At 52.7% G+C, this 17,255-nt stretch carries 15 protein-coding genes and 1 pseudogene; 13 read left to right on the forward strand and 3 right to left on the reverse strand.

Going from position 1 to position 17,255, the window contains the following annotated elements; genetic code table 11:
- Nucleotides 1-14: 14 nt before the first annotated feature.
- From PSUM_RS27440 to PSUM_RS27450, 3 genes are all read left to right on the forward strand, one after another.
- A complete protein-coding gene (locus PSUM_RS27440) occupies nt 15-836 on the forward strand; it encodes a carbon-nitrogen hydrolase family protein (RefSeq protein WP_083349472.1) in 822 nt (273 codons plus the stop codon).
- A complete protein-coding gene (locus PSUM_RS27445) occupies nt 833-1,498 on the forward strand; it encodes an RraA family protein (RefSeq protein ID WP_083349473.1) in 666 nt (221 codons plus the stop codon). The genes PSUM_RS27440 and PSUM_RS27445 overlap by 4 nt, the downstream gene beginning before the upstream one ends.
- 111 nt (nt 1,499-1,609) lie before the next feature.
- On the forward strand, nt 1,610-2,902 hold the full coding sequence (locus PSUM_RS27450; RefSeq protein ID WP_083349474.1) for an MFS transporter: 1,293 nt from the start codon (nt 1,610-1,612) through the stop codon (nt 2,900-2,902).
- Between the two features lie 182 nt (nt 2,903-3,084).
- Here PSUM_RS27450 and PSUM_RS27455 read toward each other — a convergent pair whose 3' ends face one another.
- On the reverse strand, nt 3,085-4,011 hold the full coding sequence (locus tag PSUM_RS27455) for a LysR substrate-binding domain-containing protein (protein ID WP_083349475.1): 927 nt from the start codon (nt 4,009-4,011) through the stop codon (nt 3,085-3,087).
- Between the two features lie 628 nt (nt 4,012-4,639).
- Between PSUM_RS27455 and PSUM_RS27460 the strand changes: the two genes are divergently transcribed.
- The 10 genes from PSUM_RS27460 to PSUM_RS27505 all read left to right on the forward strand — a co-directional run bounded on the left by PSUM_RS27460 (nt 4,640) and on the right by PSUM_RS27505 (nt 15,798).
- Nucleotides 4,640-6,220 carry an ABC transporter substrate-binding protein gene (locus tag PSUM_RS27460; protein WP_083349476.1) on the forward strand — a complete coding sequence of 527 codons (1,581 nt, stop codon included), beginning with the start codon at nt 4,640-4,642 and terminating at the stop codon, nt 6,218-6,220.
- On the forward strand, nt 6,221-7,348 hold the full coding sequence (locus tag PSUM_RS27465) for an NAD(P)/FAD-dependent oxidoreductase (RefSeq protein ID WP_083349477.1): 1,128 nt from the start codon (nt 6,221-6,223) through the stop codon (nt 7,346-7,348).
- A complete protein-coding gene (locus PSUM_RS27470; RefSeq protein ID WP_197080547.1) occupies nt 7,317-7,625 on the forward strand; it encodes a (2Fe-2S)-binding protein in 309 nt (102 codons plus the stop codon). Before PSUM_RS27465 ends, PSUM_RS27470 begins: the two co-directional genes overlap by 32 nt.
- Entirely contained in the window at nt 7,622-9,022 is a 1,401-nt protein-coding gene (locus PSUM_RS27475) for an NAD(P)/FAD-dependent oxidoreductase (protein ID WP_083349478.1), read from the forward strand. Before PSUM_RS27470 ends, PSUM_RS27475 begins: the two co-directional genes overlap by 4 nt.
- A 124-nt stretch (nt 9,023-9,146) precedes the next feature.
- Nucleotides 9,147-10,088 (forward strand): ABC transporter permease, encoded by a 942-nt coding sequence (locus PSUM_RS27480; RefSeq protein WP_083349479.1) that lies wholly within the window; start codon nt 9,147-9,149, stop codon nt 10,086-10,088.
- A complete protein-coding gene (locus tag PSUM_RS27485; RefSeq protein WP_083349480.1) occupies nt 10,085-10,957 on the forward strand; it encodes an ABC transporter permease in 873 nt (290 codons plus the stop codon). The genes PSUM_RS27480 and PSUM_RS27485 overlap by 4 nt, the downstream gene beginning before the upstream one ends.
- A complete protein-coding gene (locus PSUM_RS27490; RefSeq protein WP_231989883.1) occupies nt 10,954-12,855 on the forward strand; it encodes an ABC transporter ATP-binding protein in 1,902 nt (633 codons plus the stop codon). Before PSUM_RS27485 ends, PSUM_RS27490 begins: the two co-directional genes overlap by 4 nt.
- Before the next feature lie 113 nt (nt 12,856-12,968).
- Nucleotides 12,969-14,042 carry an NAD/NADP octopine/nopaline dehydrogenase family protein gene (locus PSUM_RS27495; RefSeq protein ID WP_169840450.1) on the forward strand — a complete coding sequence of 358 codons (1,074 nt, stop codon included), beginning with the start codon at nt 12,969-12,971 and terminating at the stop codon, nt 14,040-14,042.
- Nucleotides 14,043-14,409: 367 nt separating this feature from the next.
- Nucleotides 14,410-15,573, forward strand: a complete 1,164-nt coding sequence (locus PSUM_RS27500) for an MFS transporter (RefSeq protein ID WP_083349482.1) — start codon at nt 14,410-14,412, stop codon at nt 15,571-15,573.
- Nucleotides 15,574-15,615: 42 nt separating this feature from the next.
- A complete protein-coding gene (locus tag PSUM_RS27505) occupies nt 15,616-15,798 on the forward strand; it encodes a hypothetical protein (RefSeq protein WP_141195522.1) in 183 nt (60 codons plus the stop codon).
- Between the two features lie 43 nt (nt 15,799-15,841).
- On the opposite strand, the pseudogene PSUM_RS32505 reads toward PSUM_RS27505, so the two are convergent.
- Nucleotides 15,842-16,246, reverse strand: a pseudogene (locus PSUM_RS32505) (CBS domain-containing protein).
- Between the two features lie 244 nt (nt 16,247-16,490).
- Nucleotides 16,491-16,856: a histone-like nucleoid-structuring protein, MvaT/MvaU family gene (locus tag PSUM_RS27515; protein WP_083349484.1), complete on the reverse strand. Its 366-nt coding sequence runs from the start codon at nt 16,854-16,856 to the stop codon at nt 16,491-16,493.
- Nucleotides 16,857-17,255: the final 399 nt, after the last annotated feature.

Here is a 17,255-nt window from a genome sequence, read left to right on the forward strand (position 1 = left end):
AGCGAGGATTGATTGTGAAAGTTTCTCTTATCCAGGTGAATTCGGTACAGGACAAGGCATTTAATTTGGCCGAAGCTGATCGTCTTGCACGAAAGGCAATCGATCGAGACGGTTCACGTCTGGTTGTATTTCCTGAGCACTTTGACTGGGCTGGTGGTACGCCTGAACAAAAGATCGCAGCTGGCGAGCCGCACAGTGGTGGGCCAGCATACGAAATGTGCAGAAGGCTTGCGCAGGACTGCAACGTCTACGTTCACACCGGCAGCTTCTATGAGAGCACTCCTGACGGTAGCCGCGTCTATAACACTTCCGTCGTTTTTGATCCAAAAGGCAATGAGTTGGGTCGCTACCGTAAGATCCACCTGTTCGATATCGTAACTCCGGACGGTATGCGCTATGGCGAGTCCAGTGCAGTAGCGCCAGGTACCGAGGTGACGGTGGTCGATATCGACGGCCTCAAGTATGGCTTTGCGATTTGCTATGACATTCGCTTCCCAGAGCTTTTCCAAAAGCTGGTTACATTGGGGGCTGATGTAATCGTACTGCCTGCGGCATTTACCCTCCAGACTGGTAAAGACCATTGGGATGTACTCTGCCGCGCACGGGCAATTGAAACGCAGTGCTATTTCCTTGCCCCAGGTCAAACGGGCCCATTCGAACAGTCGGGTGAAACTCGCTACTCCTACGGCCACTCACTTGTCTGTGATCCTTGGGGACACATCATTGCCAAGGCGTCCGATGGTGTCGGCTACGTAACTGCCAATATCGAACCTGAGCGCATCGCAGCAGTTCGCAAGCAAATTCCGCTTGCCTCCCACAAGGTGCTTCAGAAATGAAAAAGTTCCTCATAGGCAATATGCCGGATCCCATCAGTACTGAGTTGGAAAAAATTCTCCTTGAAGTTGAGACCGCTACTGTCGGTCATCTTCGTCACTGGGGATTCATGGATGGCGAGATTCAAGCGCTGGGTAATAATAAGCGCGTCGTTGGTACGGCAGTAACCTTGGCGCTGCCTGCTCAAGATTCAACTTTGTTGCATTACACCCTGGGCTTGCTTAAACCCGGCCACATTGTGGTGATTGATCGCTTGGGTGATCGTAAGCATGCCTGCTGGGGCGGAGGCGTCACGCAGGCGGCTGTGACTGCCGGTGCGAGTGCCGCAGTAATTGACGGCATGTGCACCGACCCGCATGAAATCCAAGAGCATGATTTCCCACTCTGGAGTCGCGGTGTGTCTCCGATAACAACACGGATTTATGGACTGGGCGGTAAATTAAACATGCCCATCTCCTGTGGCGGCGTGGCTGTATGTCCAGGCGATATCGTGATCTGCGATGAGAACGGAGTCCTTGTCTTGAGTCCGTCGGAACTTGATGAAGTTGTACAAACGGCATTGGCTAAACAGGTTCGTGGTGTAGAGAACTGTCGACGGATCAGAGAAGGGGAAAAGCTCGGCAACTTGTCGGGCGCAACAGCGATTGTAGAAGCAGATGCGTAGCTGGACTTGAACCACCCTTCGAGCCTTGCTATGCGGGACGGAAAATAAAAGCGAATCACTGTCCCGCACGGTGGTGTTACGTGCGGCACCCTACTCAATAGAAGAAAAATCATGACTAAAACAATATCTACCAGGCAAACCTGGTTCGCCGTGGCCACTTCTGGAAGTGGAAACTTACTAGAAGTTTACGATTTTGCAGTCTATGCGTTTTTTGCTACTACCATCGCTAAATTGTTTTTTCCAAACGTAGATGAAACGACGTCCTTATTGCAGACGTTCGCTGCTTACGGGGCCGGTTTCATCGCCAGGCCGCTCGGGAGCTACGTAATTGGTCGCATCGGTGATAAAAGGGGGCGCAAGCCCGCCATGTTGCTGACGATTATTTGCATGGCCGTCGGCAGTATTGGTATTGGTCTGATTCCGACATATCAAACAATTGGTGTTGGTGCTCCGATTTTGTTGATCGCGCTAAGATGCCTTCAAGGTTTCGCCGCCGGTGGCGAATGGGGTACCTCTGCATCTTATATCGTAGAATGGTCTCCCGCTGGTCGAAAAGGGTTCTTCGGAAGCTTCCAAAGCGTGAGTTCTTCAAGTGGGGCATTGCTCGCATCCCTAGTGGCTTCGGCACTTTTGCTGATTCCCGCTGAGGCCTTGTTGGACTGGGGGTGGCGTGTTCCATTTATCGCAGGTGGCCTTGCGATCTTTGCATTCAGCTTGTTCTTGAGGGCTAATGCGGAGGAAACCCCAGAGTACGTCAACAGTAAAACGGAAGTTGTGAATCCAACCGAAACTAAGCCGTACGTACTTGGCATGCAGGCATTTGGTTTCACCATTTTTTGGACAACGCTGTCCTACTTGGTTTCAGCGTATATGGTAACTTATACGCAAAATCATGCAGGTCTGACCAGGACGGAGGCACTGATCTCTAGTAATATCGCGCTGCTACTTCAGATCATGCTGATTCCAGTTGCAGGTGCTCTATCCGACCGATTCGGGCGTAAGCCGCTGCTTCTCTTGGCGTGTGTTGGCACAGCTACCCTTGCTTACCCGATCCTGAATATGATGTCTAGTGGTGCAAGCTTCCATCAGGTCATCATGCTCCAGTGTTGCTTGAGCGCACTATTTGCAATGTATTCAGGCCCTGGGCCAGCTACTATCTGCGAAATTTTCCCAACGCGGCTGCGTAACACCTGGATGACCGTGGGCTACACGTTGGCAGTATGTTGCTTCGGCGGTTTCGCACCACTGATCTCTACCTGGTTGATTTCTGTTACTAAAATTGCGGCGTCACCAGCGTTCTTGCTCATCCCTGCTGCGGTTGTGTCGGCGCTGGTTATCTTGAAGCTACCTTCCACTCGTATCAGTGGTTTGAAGGCCACGGCTAGTGCGGAAGCGTCCTACTGAGCCTCTCAGCGCAGTCGACTTCGAAATTCTGAGTGATCAGTATAGCTGACAGAATCATCAACTGACATCGATAGGATCGAGCTCTTATGACCGAGCGCGACAGGGATGTCCGCTCAGAATTTCCCCACACGGCTTCATAAGGGCTTTTATGAGCTAAATTTTGTAATCGGTGATTGAATCTACTAGCTTCGGATAAGTAGGTGGGCAGGAACCATGTTTAGAATTTCTCTTTTTGCATGGTCAATGAATGGTTTTAATATGAGAGTGGATGAGTTTCTCTGTGATATCACAATGGAGTAATCATTTCTAATAACCGGTTCGAAGTTCAGAAACTTCACTCCTGACCCTGTATAGCCACAGGCTGTTAATGGGTCGATGATCGAAATCCCCACGCCTGCCTCAACTAGCTGCAGAACTGCGGCAGAAGTCTGGGTTTCGCAGTTTACGTGCCGTTTCACGCCATGAGAAAGCATCAGGGAGTCTATACGCATCCTAGATTCCATAAGGGGCATCATGGAAATGAAGCGCTCGCCTTCAAAGTGCTCTGGTCGTAAAGTTCTTTTGGTGGCAAGGACGTGTGTTTTTGGCACTACTGCGACCATTTTGGCAGATACCAGAGTTTCACTATTTCCCGCCTTGGTAGAGCGTGCCGGGAACATGGCGAAACCCAGGTCGCATTGATCTCGCTGCACCATGTCCAAGACTGTGGGGGAGCTGTGCATGCGCATTGAGACATGAGCGTCGGGATGAGCCAAAGTGAAACTATGTATGGCGCGTGGTAGAAACGAAAGCGCCATGTTTGGCGATGCTGCTATTTCTAGTCGTCCCATTTTCAAAGATTTGATATTTGTAGCCGCATTGGCGATACGCTCAATGCTTAACAATGATTGCTCGACGTCTTTGACGAGGAGAGCTGCTTCAGGGGTCGGTACCAGCCGCCCTTTAGTTCTTGTAAAAAGTGTCAGGGCTATCCGTTCCTCTAAATCGGCAATCAATCTCGTGACCACCGGCTGGGTCACTTCAAGCATTTCTGCAGCGCCGGTAACCGATTTCCGCACCATGATCGCCCGAAACGCTTCAAGGTGACGAAGGGTGATCCTGTTCTCCATAGCACACCACCAGTCGATAGCATAAAGACATGAGCTTTTAGCTTACGGTAGCGACATGCACTAATCAAAAGCTTTTCGAGGTGCTGGCAAAGGGCTTATGACCCTGTCCGATCTATTCTAAAGAAACATCGTTAACGAGTTTTTCGAAGTGAGCCTGCTTGCTGAGGTCAGCTGCATCGCATGGCTATCTGAGCGATTTGCCCTCATCAAATTCGATGAGGGTAGTCAGAGCGCCTGATACATACATGCCCACCATTATAACAACTGCGTCTCATCCGCACTTGGTAACGCTTTTATTCTACGTCCCGAATGTTACGGAAGGTAGCGGTCGTAACTACGACGTTTCATTTTGGAGCGTTCCAACGCCAGTCACGCTCAACAGCAGCGCACTTGAATGGAACGGCTCCTGTTTCCTATAGGAAAAAAGCATCGAATGATGTTTTGGTGGCTATGGACAAGACGGATACAAAAATTAAAACCAAGCAAAATCAGATAGATAGCATAGGCTGGCCTAGCCATTGCTAAAAAGCATGCAGGTTATGGAGATTCACCGTGTCCCTCTGCCCCAGCCATGCTGAAACGATCTGACTGATTGAAATCAGCACCCTTACTTCCGGAGTCGTGAAAAATGAAATCATTAGGCTTGAACCTCCGAACGAGCGCCGTTGCCGCGTTAATAACGTTGTCAGGGTTCAGCCCTTTGGCATTGGCTCAAGATGACGCACGCGCAACGATCTCAGTCAGCCCAGGCATTGCTGATATCACCAGTCTAGACCCGCACCGTGCCTCGCTTTTCGGTGATAAAGGCATCGTCGCCGAGATGTTCAATGCTTTGGTGCGGTTCCCTCCTGGCAGTGCAGATCCGGCTGCGTTGGAGGCCGACCTCGCAGAGCGCTGGGAATCCTCTGATGACAAGAAGGTCTGGACTTTCTTTCTCCGCAAAGGGGTGATGTTCCATGGTGGTTATGGCGAGCTAAAGGCTGCCGATGTGGTTTACTCCATTCAAAGGGCAGCAGACCCGAAGCGCTCCAGCTTTTCAGCCAACTTCACTGCACTTGACAAAGTCGAGGCATTAGATGACTACACGGTCAAGGTAACTCTTAAGTACCCGGATACCGCGTTCCTTGGTCGAGTTTCAAACTACCACGGCGGTCAGATTGTCAGTAAGGCGGCAGTCGAGAAGCTGGGCGAGCGTTATGGCCAAGCGCCGATCGGAACTGGCCCGTTCGCCTTTTCGGAGCATGTTACCCAGCAGTATGTGAAATTGGTGGCCAACGATCAGTACTTTCTCGGTAAGCCGAAGCTTGGCGCGATTGTATATAGGATGATCCCTTCAGACAGCGCTCGTGAGTTGGCTTTTGCCTCCAATGAGCTCGATCTTATGCTGGGCAAGCGTGAGCAGCGCTGGGTAGAGCGGAGCAAGGCCCGTGGTGTGACCGTGGACGTTTTCGAGCCCGCAGAATTCCGTACGCTCTTCCTTAACCGGAATATCAAGCCGTTAGATGATCTCAAGGTTCGTCAAGCTATCGCAGCGTCGGTCAAAATTGATGAAATCATTCGCTATGCCGGTAAAGATGTCGCCGATGTCGGATGCTCCGTTGTACCTAATGGTTACCAGGGGCTCGATTGCAGTGCCGGCCCATACGCTTACGATCCTGCACACGCGAAAGCCTTGCTAGCCAGCGCCGGCTATCCCAATGGGTTGAAGCTCAAAGCGGTGGTTTCCAACGCGGCCCCGCAATTGCCGATCATGGAGATTATCCAGGCACAGCTGGCGAAGGCAGGTATCAACTTGGAGATGGAGGTCGTGGATCATGCGACTTACCAAGCCAAAAGCCGTCAGGATCAAAGCGCGATAGTGTTTTACGGTGCCGCCCGATACCCGGGCGCCGACTACTGGCTCACAGAGTTTTACGATTCGGCGTCTGCCATCGGCGCACCAGCTGCAATGTCGAATTTCGGACACTGCACTGTAGCTGATGATGCCATTCGCAAAGCTAGGGTAGAGGCTGATCCTCAGACTCAACTGGATTTGTGGAAGAAAGCGCAAGTTCAGATTCACGACGACGTTTGCGCTATCCCACTGTTTGGTCTCAAGCAGGTCTGGGCTAAGGCTGCCAGCGTGGACTATGGGTACGTCCTCCACGGCGCTTTGAATCTGCAACCCCCAGTAACTGAGCTCACCACAGTGAAGCGGAGTGATCACTAAATGACTCCCCAATTTGATGTGATCATCATTGGCGGAGGCATGGTGGGGGCCGCGATCGGCTACGGCCTCGCGGGTGCTAAGCGCCGTATTTTGATGCTGGATGGAGCTGACACCGATTATCGCGCCGCCAAGGCTAATTTCGGTCTGGTGTGGGCTCATGGCAAGGGGATGCGAGATCCTGACTATCAGCGGCTGTCTCTCAACGCAGCTAAGGCATGGCCAAGTTTCGCTTCGCAGCTTGAGGAAGAAAGCGGCATCTCACTGGACTACGAGCAGAAGGGAGGCCTGAACTTCTGCCTGAGTGACGACGAGTTCGATGCTCGGGCGAAGGCAATGGATGCCTGGAATAGGCAAACGCCAGAACTCGCCCCTTCAGCCCATATGCTGGATCGAACTGAACTATTGCGTCGATTTCCAACAATGAAGCTCGGCAAGTCTGTTGTTGGTGCGAGTTTCGGCGACTTCGATGGGCATGCGAACCCACTTCGGTTGCTTGCCGCAATGCACAAAGCCTTTATGGCACGTGGCGGGCAGTTGCAGAACAATCGTCCAGTCACCCACATTCGACGCCTATCTGGCGGGGGCTTCGAAGTTCAGTCAGGGGACTACCGTGCCCAGTGTGAACGAATCGTCGTTGCGGCTGGATTGGGGTGCGCAGCGCTTGGGCCAATGGTGGGTCTACACGTGCCTATCCGCCCGCAGCGGGGCCAACTCCTGGTTACTGAGCGCCTTGCGCCGCTACTTCCAATCCCTGGGAGCGGATTGCGGCAAACGGCGGAAGGTACGGTGATGATTGGCGTTACGCAAGAAGAGGTAGGTTTTGACCTCGCAACAACTACCGAAGGCGCTGCGCGGATAACTCGTAAGGCGTTGAAGATTCTTCCAGATCTTGCACAAGCCAAATTAGTTCGCCAGTGGTCTTGCCTCCGGATCATGACGCCAGATGGAAATCCTGTGTATGCGAGGTCATTGACACACCCTGGTGCAGAGATTGCCACCTGTCACTCAGGTGTGACCTTGGCGTCCTTCCACGCCAATGAGTACGCGAAAGTCTTCGACGCAAAATCGATCCCCGCTGATTTAGAGATTTTCCATTATGGACGTTTCAATCTTCAAAAAACTTCCTGAACTGCACGCCGTCACTATCACTATTTATGTGGATGGCGTTCCAGTGATGGCTGAACAAGGTGAAACGGTAGCGGCGGTGTTGCTGAGGCAAAGCACTGCAGTCAACCGAACCTCCCCAGTGAAAGGAAGCCCGCGTGCGCCCTATTGCATGATGGGCGTTTGCTTCGACTGCCTTGCAGTAGTGGATGGGAATGCCTCCACCCAAACTTGTTTAGTGACAGTTAAAGAAGGAATGCGCGTTGAGCGGCAGTATGGCCGTCGGAGTGTAGTGTCGTGAGCCGAACGTTTGATGTGATTGTCGTCGGCGCTGGGCCTGCCGGCATGAGTGCTGCCGTTGTTCTTGGCGAGCAAGGCCTTCAGGTGCTTGTGGTAGATGAGCAGCCTGCACCAGGTGGACAAATTTGGCGTGCTGTTGAAACCGTTGCGCACACCGCCACGGGTGACATTTTGGGTGCCGAGTACAAAGCCGGTGCAGAACTGGTGCAGCGGTTCCGTGCATGCGGTGCAACGTACGAGCCTAACACTCAGGTGTGGAAGATTGAGCCTGGCTGGACTGTGTTTATCAAGAGCAATGGTGTAGCTGAAGCAGTCAATGCCCGACAGTTGTTACTTGCCACCGGTGCGCAAGAGCGCCCAGCTCCATTTCCAGGGTGGACGCTCCCAGGTGTCCTCACAGTAGGGGCCGCCCAGATCCTTCTTAAAACGTCTCGCCAGATCCCTACAGAACCTGTTTGGGTGGTCGGTAGTGGGCCATTACCCCTGCTGTACATGGCCCAACTCATTCGAGCGGGTGGCAAAGTCGCTGGCTGGCTGGATACCACGCCGCCAGGCGGTTGGCGCCGCGCGCTTCCCTGGGCAAGCTCAATGGTCGCAGAGTTCAAGGAAGTCAGTAAGGGCCTTGCTTGGCTGCATGAAATCCGGCGATCGGGGGCTCGCCGAATCAAAGGCTTTACAGAGCTGCGAGCCCTGGGGGATGGCAGGCTTCAACAGCTTCAGTTCAAGCTTAAAAGCGGTCAGCTCTGCACAGTCCCTGCGAGCGTGCTCCTGTCCCACGAAGGGGTCATCCCTTCTATTCACATTACCCAATCACTTGGCTGCAAACACGCCTGGAGTACACAGCAAAAGTGCCTAGTTCCAGACATTGATGAATGGGGCGAGACCGATCAGCCGGGTATTTTCGTTGCGGGTGATGGTGCAGGAATCGGCGGTGCCAAAGCAGCGTGTGTCAGGGGCGAGCTGGCAGCAATTGGCATTGCTAAGCGTGCCGGCTGTATGGCTGCAGAAGCAGTGGCACAGCAAACGGATGTGTTGAATCGTCGTCTGCAGACATTGTTACGCCTGCGGCCAATGCTGGATTCGATGTATCCCCCACGCGAGAGCATTTACACCCCATCCGACGAGACAGTGGTCTGCCGCTGTGAGGAGCTGACGGCAGGAGACATTCGTAAGGCCTGTGCAATAGCCCAACCGGGGGTAAATCAGCTTAAGGCGTTTACGCGTGCGGGTATGGGCCCCTGCCAAGGTCGGCAATGCGGTTACACCATCGCGAGCATCGTTGCAGCCGAGCAACAAAAAGCAGTTGAGGATGTTGGTTTCTACCGGATCCGACCACCCCTTAAACCAATAACACTTGGGGAACTGGCCTCACTTGATGTGGAGGAGAAATTGCCATGATTCACACCTTGAAAAACCTGATGAGGCCGCCGCGTGGAGGCATGCCACTCGCGGTGGCAGCTCAAAGACTGAGCACAATCGATATGGTGTCAACGTCTGAGCTAACGATCTTTGGAGAGCTGTCATGATTCAGTTTGCGATTAAGCGACTGATGCTCGCGATTCCGACCTTGCTGGCGATGTTGACCGCTGTCTTTGTACTCGTTCGCCTGGTGCCTGGTGATCCAGCTGCTGTCATGCTCGGTGACCAGGCGAGTGCAGAATCTTTGGCAGCCATGCGCGAGCAGTTGGGCCTAAATCAACCAATCGCGATGCAATACATCCACTTCCTTGGCGACATGCTCACCGGGAATTTTGGGGCCTCTATGACCAGCGGCAAAACAGTGCTGCAGGAGGTATCCCTGGTTCTGCCGTGGACGCTGCAATTGACGTTTGCATCCGTACTGATTGGCCTTGTGTTCGGCCTGCCGCTTGGGGTTTGGGCGGCGCTTCGTCGCAACGCCTGGCCAGACTACGTTGGCCGCATTCTGTCATTGACTGGATTGTCGTTCCCCGCGTTTGTGTCTGCCATGTTGATGCTCCTGGTTTTCGCCATCCATTTCCGGTGGTTCCCAGTGATCGGAAGCCTGGTCGATGGTGGATTCCTCTCCCAACTCCACGCTCTCACGCTGCCTGCATTGAACCTGGGGTTGATCATGACGGCCTATGTAATGCGTGTTACGCGCTCCTCGATGATCAGCGTGCTCGGTGAAGATTACATCCGTACTGCCAAAGCCAAGGGAGTTCGTCCTATGCGCTTGGTATTACGGCATGGGCTGCGTAACGCACTCATCCCGATTGTGACGGTTGTAGGCCTTTATTTTGGGACGCTCATCGGCAACTCCGTCTTGACCGAAATCGTGTTTAACCGTCCTGGTCTGGGGAAATTGATTCTGGGTGCTCTCAATACCCGGGACTACACCCTGCTCCAAGGGCTGATGGTCGTATTCGCACTGTGTGTGATCGTCGTAAACATCATCACCGACATCGTTTACGGGTTGGTTGATCCTCGGGTGAAAATCAAATGACTACTCTCACTGCACCACTCGTAGCCAAGCCCACAACACTTTGGCAAGCACTGTTTCAGAACCGTCTTTCCTGGATTGGAATTGGCCTTCTGGTGGCGATCGTCCTGGTCGCATTGTTCGCACCTTTGATCGCGCCATATGACCCATTGCAGCAGAACATCGCTTATCGGTTAGAGCCGCCGTCTGCAGAGTTTTGGCTTGGCACGGACACCTACGGTCGGGATGTATTGTCCCGCCTGATTTACGGGACTCGCGTGTCGCTGCTCGTTGGTTTTGTCGCCGTACTGATCGCGATGGTTGTTGGTTCCGCGCTTGGTGTGATCGCCGGGTACGTCGGGGGCATCACAGATCGACTGATCACCGGCTTGGTTGATGTGTTGCTGTCGTTTCCGACACTGCTGCTTGGGCTCATGGTTGCCGCAATGCTCGGCGCGAGTCTTGAAAACCTGATCATTGCAATCGCTATCACCGAGATCGCACCTTTTGTGCGTATCGCCCGGGCTCCGACCATAGCTCTTAAACAACGTGACTTTGTCGAGGCTGGTCGGTCATTGGGGTATGGCCCCGGTCGACTGATGACTGTGCACATTCTGCCCAACATGATCTCGGAAGTGCTTGTACTCGGTGCACTGTGGATGGCCACGGCTATCCGTACAGAAGCTTCCCTCAGCTTCATTGGGCTGGGTGTTCCACCTCCCGCACCAACGTGGGGAAGCATGATCAGGGAAGGGTTTGAGAACATTTTGGACGCGTGGTGGCTTACGGTATTCCCGAGCCTCGCAATTCTGCTGACCGTGCTCGCGTTGAGCCTGCTGGGCGACGCATTGCGCGATGCAAACGATCCCAAGACCCGTTCGGAGCGCTCATGAATACAATAAGTGCAGGTCAGGTAAACCGTAATAAGCCCGGAGCAGGCATCAGCGAGGCCTCATCTATGAACGGATCGCTTCCGTTAAACCAAGAAACTGTTCTTGAAGTTACAGGGTTGAACGTCGCATTCCGGCGAGGAGGTGGATGGTCGCCAGTTGTTAAAGACCTCAGCTTCCGTGTGGCGCGAGGCGAGACGCTGGCAATCGTAGGCGAATCGGGCTCCGGGAAAAGCGTTTCTGCTATGTCCATCCTAGGACTGCTCCCAGCTAATACGTCGCAGGTGACTGGGAGCATCCGGCTGCAGGGGCAGGAATTGCTGAGCCTACCTGAGAAGGAAATGGCAGATGTACGTGGAAACCGGATTGCAATGATCTTCCAGGAGCCGATGACTTCGCTGAATCCAGTTATGACCATCGGTGAACAGATTGCTGAGCCATTGCGGTTACACCGAGGGCTCGATGCAATCCAGGCAAAAGAAGAAGCGCTGAGGCTGATGGAGCGGGTTCGCATTCCAGCTGCTCAGGAGCGTTATAACGACTACCCGCATCAATTTTCCGGCGGGATGCGTCAACGCGTCATGATCGCGATGGCGTTGGCCTGTAATCCTGCAGTTTTGATAGCCGACGAGCCGACCACAGCGCTTGATGTGACCATCCAGGCGCAAATCCTGGAGTTGATCAAGGAATTGCAAGCGCAAGAGCATATGGCGGTGGTCTTCATCACTCATGATATGGGCGTGGTTGCACAGATCGCGGATCGTACGCTGGTCATGTATCGCGGCGACCTGGTAGAAACGGCTTCCACATCGGAGATTTTTTCGGCGCCTCAAAAACCGTATACGAAAGCGTTGTTGTCTGCAGTGCCCGAACTCGGATCAATGGCAGCTGAACCATCGCCTAAGCCGTTCCCGATATATGACATCGCGACCGGAACCAATGTCTTCGCTCCCGAGATGAAAGACAGTGTGCGCCATACCAAACCTTATCTACTAGAGGTGTCTGGCCTGACAACCCGGTTTGATGTGCGGTCTGGCTTTTTCAAGCGAGTCACTGGCCGGGTGCATGCGGTCGAAAACGTAAGTTTCAATCTTAGCCAGGGTGAAACACTTGCGATTGTTGGAGAGTCTGGCTGCGGTAAATCCACGACCGGACGACTCATTACGGGATTGCTTGATCCAACCCATGGGTCAGTCAAATTAGAGGGTGTAGAGCTCGGGTCTATTACACCAATGGAGCGTGCCAGGAAGATCCAGATGGTCTTCCAAGATCCTTATTCAAGTCTGAATCCACGACAGACCGTAGCACAATCAATCATAGAGCCGCTCAGAGTGCACGGGCTCTACGATGCCAAGCGGTGTGAAGAGGTTGCCATTGAATTGCTCGTAAAAGTGGGGCTTCCAGCCGATGCTGCCTCGCGCTTGCCGCACGAGTTTTCTGGCGGACAGCGCCAACGTGTGTGCATAGCGCGGGCTTTGGCATTGAGACCAGGAACGATTGTCGCCGACGAGGCGGTTTCTGCCTTGGATGTGTCGGTAAAAGTCCAAATTGTGAATCTGTTGCTTGAATTGCAACAGGAGTTCGGGCTGGGCTTCATATTCATTAGCCATGACATGGCAGTAGTTGAACGCGTCAGCCACCGTGTTGCGGTTATGTATATGGGAGAAGTGGTCGAAATTGGGCCTCGGGCAGCAATCTTTAATAATCCCAAGCATCCCTACACGCGCCGTTTGATTGATGCAGTACCTATCCCTGACCCTGCACGCAAGCAGGTACAGCGAGTTTCTGGCGGCACCTTGAGAACCCCATATAAGCCTCATGATTTTATTCCTCCGGCACGGGTGTATCACCAAGCCAGCGAGGGCCACTTTTATATGGAGCCCGAAGGTGAATGGTGCTGAGTCTGAACTAGAGACTTGGCGGGCTAAACCAACATTCAATAACGAAACGCAGTGCTGCTTCTCGGTGTTTATCTCTAAACGCTGGGCGGCACTGCTTTACCTAGGATCTGGAAATGAAGTTATACAAAGTAGGTATTGTCGGAGCTGGTGGTATTGGCCTTGCTTACGCGGCATGGATTGCAAATCGTGGGCACGCAGTCACTATATGGAATGGTCGCTCCTCAGATGAGCCTTCGTTGGGACGCATCAAGTTGCAAGCAACTGGTGTGTTCGAAGGGAGCGTGGACATTGATCGCGTAACCAATGCGAGGGACGTTGTCTCAGAGGCTGACGTAGTGATTATCTGCTTGCCCGTGAATGCGCACCGCTATGCAATTGATGCTGCACTCCCCAGTTTGAAAAGTGGCCAGACGGTGATCGTCAGTTCAATGGGCTCTCTGTCGGCACTCTATCTTCGTGAGCGCGCTAGAGACTTGGATGTAGACCTTGTCGTCGCCAGCTTTGGTACAACGGCGCTCACCGCGCGGAGGGTTCTGAAAGATAAGGTCAATATTATGGTGCGTCGCCCATCGCTGGGTGTCTCCTGCTTGCCAGCCTCCAAGATTGAAGACGCACTGTGTGTTTGCAATACTTTGTTCAGTAGTAACTTTGTCGTGGATGAAAATCCGCTGATGTCTACATTGAATAATACTAATGCGGTCTTTCACGCGCCGCTTGCGATCCTTAATTGGACGCGCATTGAGCGAAAAGAAAGCTGGCCTCAGTATCATTACATGACGTCTTATGTGTCAAAAGTCATTGGTCAGCTTGATGCTGAGCGCTTGAGCCTGGCTTCTGCATTCGGATGGCAACTAAAAACGCTGGGGCAGAAACTGCAACAGTCGTTCGGTATCCGTTCCGAAGGCCTGAAGGAAATTGCGGAAGAATTGCATCAGAAGCGAGGTGGGCCACCCGGGCCTATTGAAGTTGACACCCGATACATTTGCGAAGACGTACCATACGGGCTGGAATTCACCTTGGCGTTGGGGCGGATAGCCAATGTATCGATGCCGGTCACCCGAAGCATTGTTGAAGTGTCGGGCCTTCTGCTGCCAGACGGTTTTTCTAACGAAAACGATCTGATTGAGGGGCTGAAGCTTGAGTCGGAGTCTATGGAAGGATTATTGGCTCGTGTGGCTGTAGCTTAACGCACCGATACAGGGGGCAACGGTCTGAGCGGGGCGTAACTGGTGCTAATGCACGATATTTTATCGTGTCGATTCAGCGCTGCTCTTGTCTCTACTAAGGGTCGATCCATCAAATTGCCTTATAGGGCAATTGCATTTTTTTATTTTTCTAAGTTGGTGGATGATGCCAGAATTGAGCACTGTAATGCGGTGTGGTCGTAAGTTACTCACTTCATTGTTGCCTCTTGCTCTTGTTCTCACCCTTAGACGCAAGGGCAAGATGATTTAATCCTTTGCATTTTTCCTTGAGCCCTCCGTGGCTCAGGGATTTTTTTCGTTTTCGAGGGAATAGTTAATGTGCTTCACGTTTCCGTAGCGAGTGCATAACATGTCACGCTCCCAGTTGCTTTTAGTTCTTTGTGCTCAAACCCTAATGTTAGCGTCCTTTCAAGGGCTGAAACTAGCAGCGCCTCTGTATGCGCTTTCGCTAGGCATAAGTGAAGGAGCGGTAGGGGCGCTTGTGGCGCTGTTCGCCGCAAGCCAGATATTTCTTGCCATCCCAATTGGCCGATATTCCGACAAAAAGGGGCTGCACGCTCCAATGGCCTATGCTGTAGCGGTATCCAGTGGAATGCTTTTCTTAGGAGCTTTACATCCGGAGATTGTGATCATTTCAGTGGTTGCCGTTGCGTTGGGGGCTGCAAACTGCGTGACGCTAATTGTCATGCAGTGTCATGTCGGTCGGGCTGATTTGAGCGATGAGTCTCGTCGAAATTATTTTGGCTGGCTCGCGATATCGCCCGCGTTATCGAGCTCGCTGGGCCCTTTGGGTGCTGGACTCATCATCGATTTGCTGACCCCAGCGAAAGGCGACTATGTCGCATTCCAATATTGTTTTTTATTCTTGGCAGTTTTGTCCTGCGCATCTTGGGTGTTTACCCGTAAAGTTGACGCGACGCGAAGCGTAGATTCTCCGGTTACACCTAAGGCGCCATCGTGGGATCTTTTGCGATCTGCCAACTTCAGGAATATTCTATTTATTAACTGGCTGCAATCTACGGTCTGGGATGTGCACTCGTTCGTCGTGCCCGTTATAGGTTTTAAGGCCGGCTATACTGCTTCAACCATAGGGATAATATTGGGTGGTTTTGCTTTTGCTGCAGCGGCTATAAGACTGACGTTACCAATGTTGAGCAAGCGTTTTTCAGAAAAGCAAATCATTGCCTGCTCATGTATGGTGGCAGTTATTGTATTTTCTCTCTACCCATTTGCGTACTCCCCGGCGTTGATGTTCTCGTGCTCTACTGTGCTGGGCGCCGCATTGGGATGTGTCCAACCTATGATATTGACAATGCTTGTTCAAGTAACGCCATTGCATCGTCAGGGTGAGGCTTTTGGAATCAGGCTTACGGCACTCAATGCTTCGAACTTTCTTGTGCCAATAGTCGCTGGATCCTTTAGTGGATTGATCGGCTTGAGCAGCATATTTTGGCTTGTATCGGTTTTGATGATCTTGGGTATTCCCAAGATTCGCGATATCCAGATTCGTTGAGTTCTGATGTGTGAATCGGGTCAGCGGTGCATCCCTACTGACATGGAACTGGAAGATGAGTTGGCCAACATCGTATTCAATGACGCTGGCCTGGATTTCGCATTGCCTGGAGCACAGGCAGCCATATTTCTGGCGCGGGCCCAAGCTGTGTGGACTGCGGTCGTGAAGCAATCGCTGCCCACTCACCCTGATTTATTCCTGCCCGATGGGCATCCGCTTTCATAACTACAAGACCCATGAGCCCTACATCCGAAGCACACTCGGTCGCTTAGTACCCGCGAATGTAGTGTTCCAGTTGCCGGATCAGGTCAGCCTGCTCGATGATGGCCTCTTTCACCAGATCATCGATCGAGAAGAGCCCAATGAGTTGATCCCCTTCCACCACCGGTAAATGGCGCAGATGTCTATCGGTCATCACCTCCATGCAACACTCAATACTCTGCTGACGTTCTGCCATCACAACGGGTGCGCTCATGATGGCCCTGACCGGCGTACCGACGGAAGATCGCGCTTGGAGAACGCCCTTTCGTGCGTAATCGCGCTCGCTGATGACCCCAACCACCCACCCGCCCGCCCTCAATCACGGGGAGTGCCCCTACATTCTTTTCAGCGCTTCTTACACCATCTGATCCGGCCTGATGCTATGTACACTCTGGTTTTGCGAGACCTCCAACTGGGGAACCTATGCCCGCCGATTTACATCACTTAGCACTAATTTTCGCGGTCTACACCATCGGCACAGCCAAGCGGGCGATCTGCGTACTAGGTGCCAAGAAAATGATGCAACTGATGGGCTGAAGTGCCCTTTTTTCAGCACAAAAACAAACGCCCCGAACAAGTCGGGGTGGTTGGTCTAGGGCCTGTCAGTGTGTTTTCACAAAGTCTGCGCAGGGCCCTCTCTTGTACTCAAACCAAGATCACTTGGCCAGCCAGGACTCTACCTTGTCAGAGCCGTATTCGCCCTTCCACTCTTTCAAAGTCTTGTGATTGCCACCTTTGGTTTCGACGACTTCGCCAGTGTGCGGATTCTTGTAGACTTTTACCTGGCGCGGCTTGCGGGTGCCGGTTTTGGACTCGGCCGCTGGTGCGCGACGACCAGACTTCGGATCAAGCAGGTTGATCACGTTCGGAAGGCTGTAGCTGTACTCGGCAAGCAGAGCGCGCAGCTTGGTTTCAAATTCGATTTCCTGCTTGAGGCCAGCATCCCCCTTCAGCGCTTCCAGAGCTTGGAGTTGTTCGGCAAGGTGTTTTTCGAGCTGGCGGAATTCAGCGAGCTTAGACATGACGGATCTCTTTTAGATAGTTGCCTAACAGTATATTGCAAATCGATCATCGCTACAGGCGCGGCTTGCGATAACCGAACCGACACGGAGAAGGCAAAAATTATGGCTCAGCAATAATTATGGCTGATCCATAATTTGGGATAATTCAGTTTTGCCGCTTCCTCGATCGCCTCCGTCGATAGCGAAAACTCGTGCCGTGCCGAGGCAATGAGAGCTAAATCACTAATGCATTCCGATGTGCATGCCGCGCTAGGGCGATCGCTTCTTCGCGTAAGCGCCTAGCCTTGTGGTCGCGATGCCTCCTACAGAAAATTGAAACCGATAAGCCAGCCAGCAACAGGCGATTAAGTGTGCGCATGATAGCCTCCGGCACAGACGTAACTGTTGCGAGACCCCGCT

It is taken from the genome of Pseudomonas umsongensis (assembly GCF_002236105.1).
In the GTDB taxonomy this organism is placed as follows: Bacteria; Pseudomonadota; Gammaproteobacteria; order Pseudomonadales; family Pseudomonadaceae; genus Aquipseudomonas; species Aquipseudomonas umsongensis.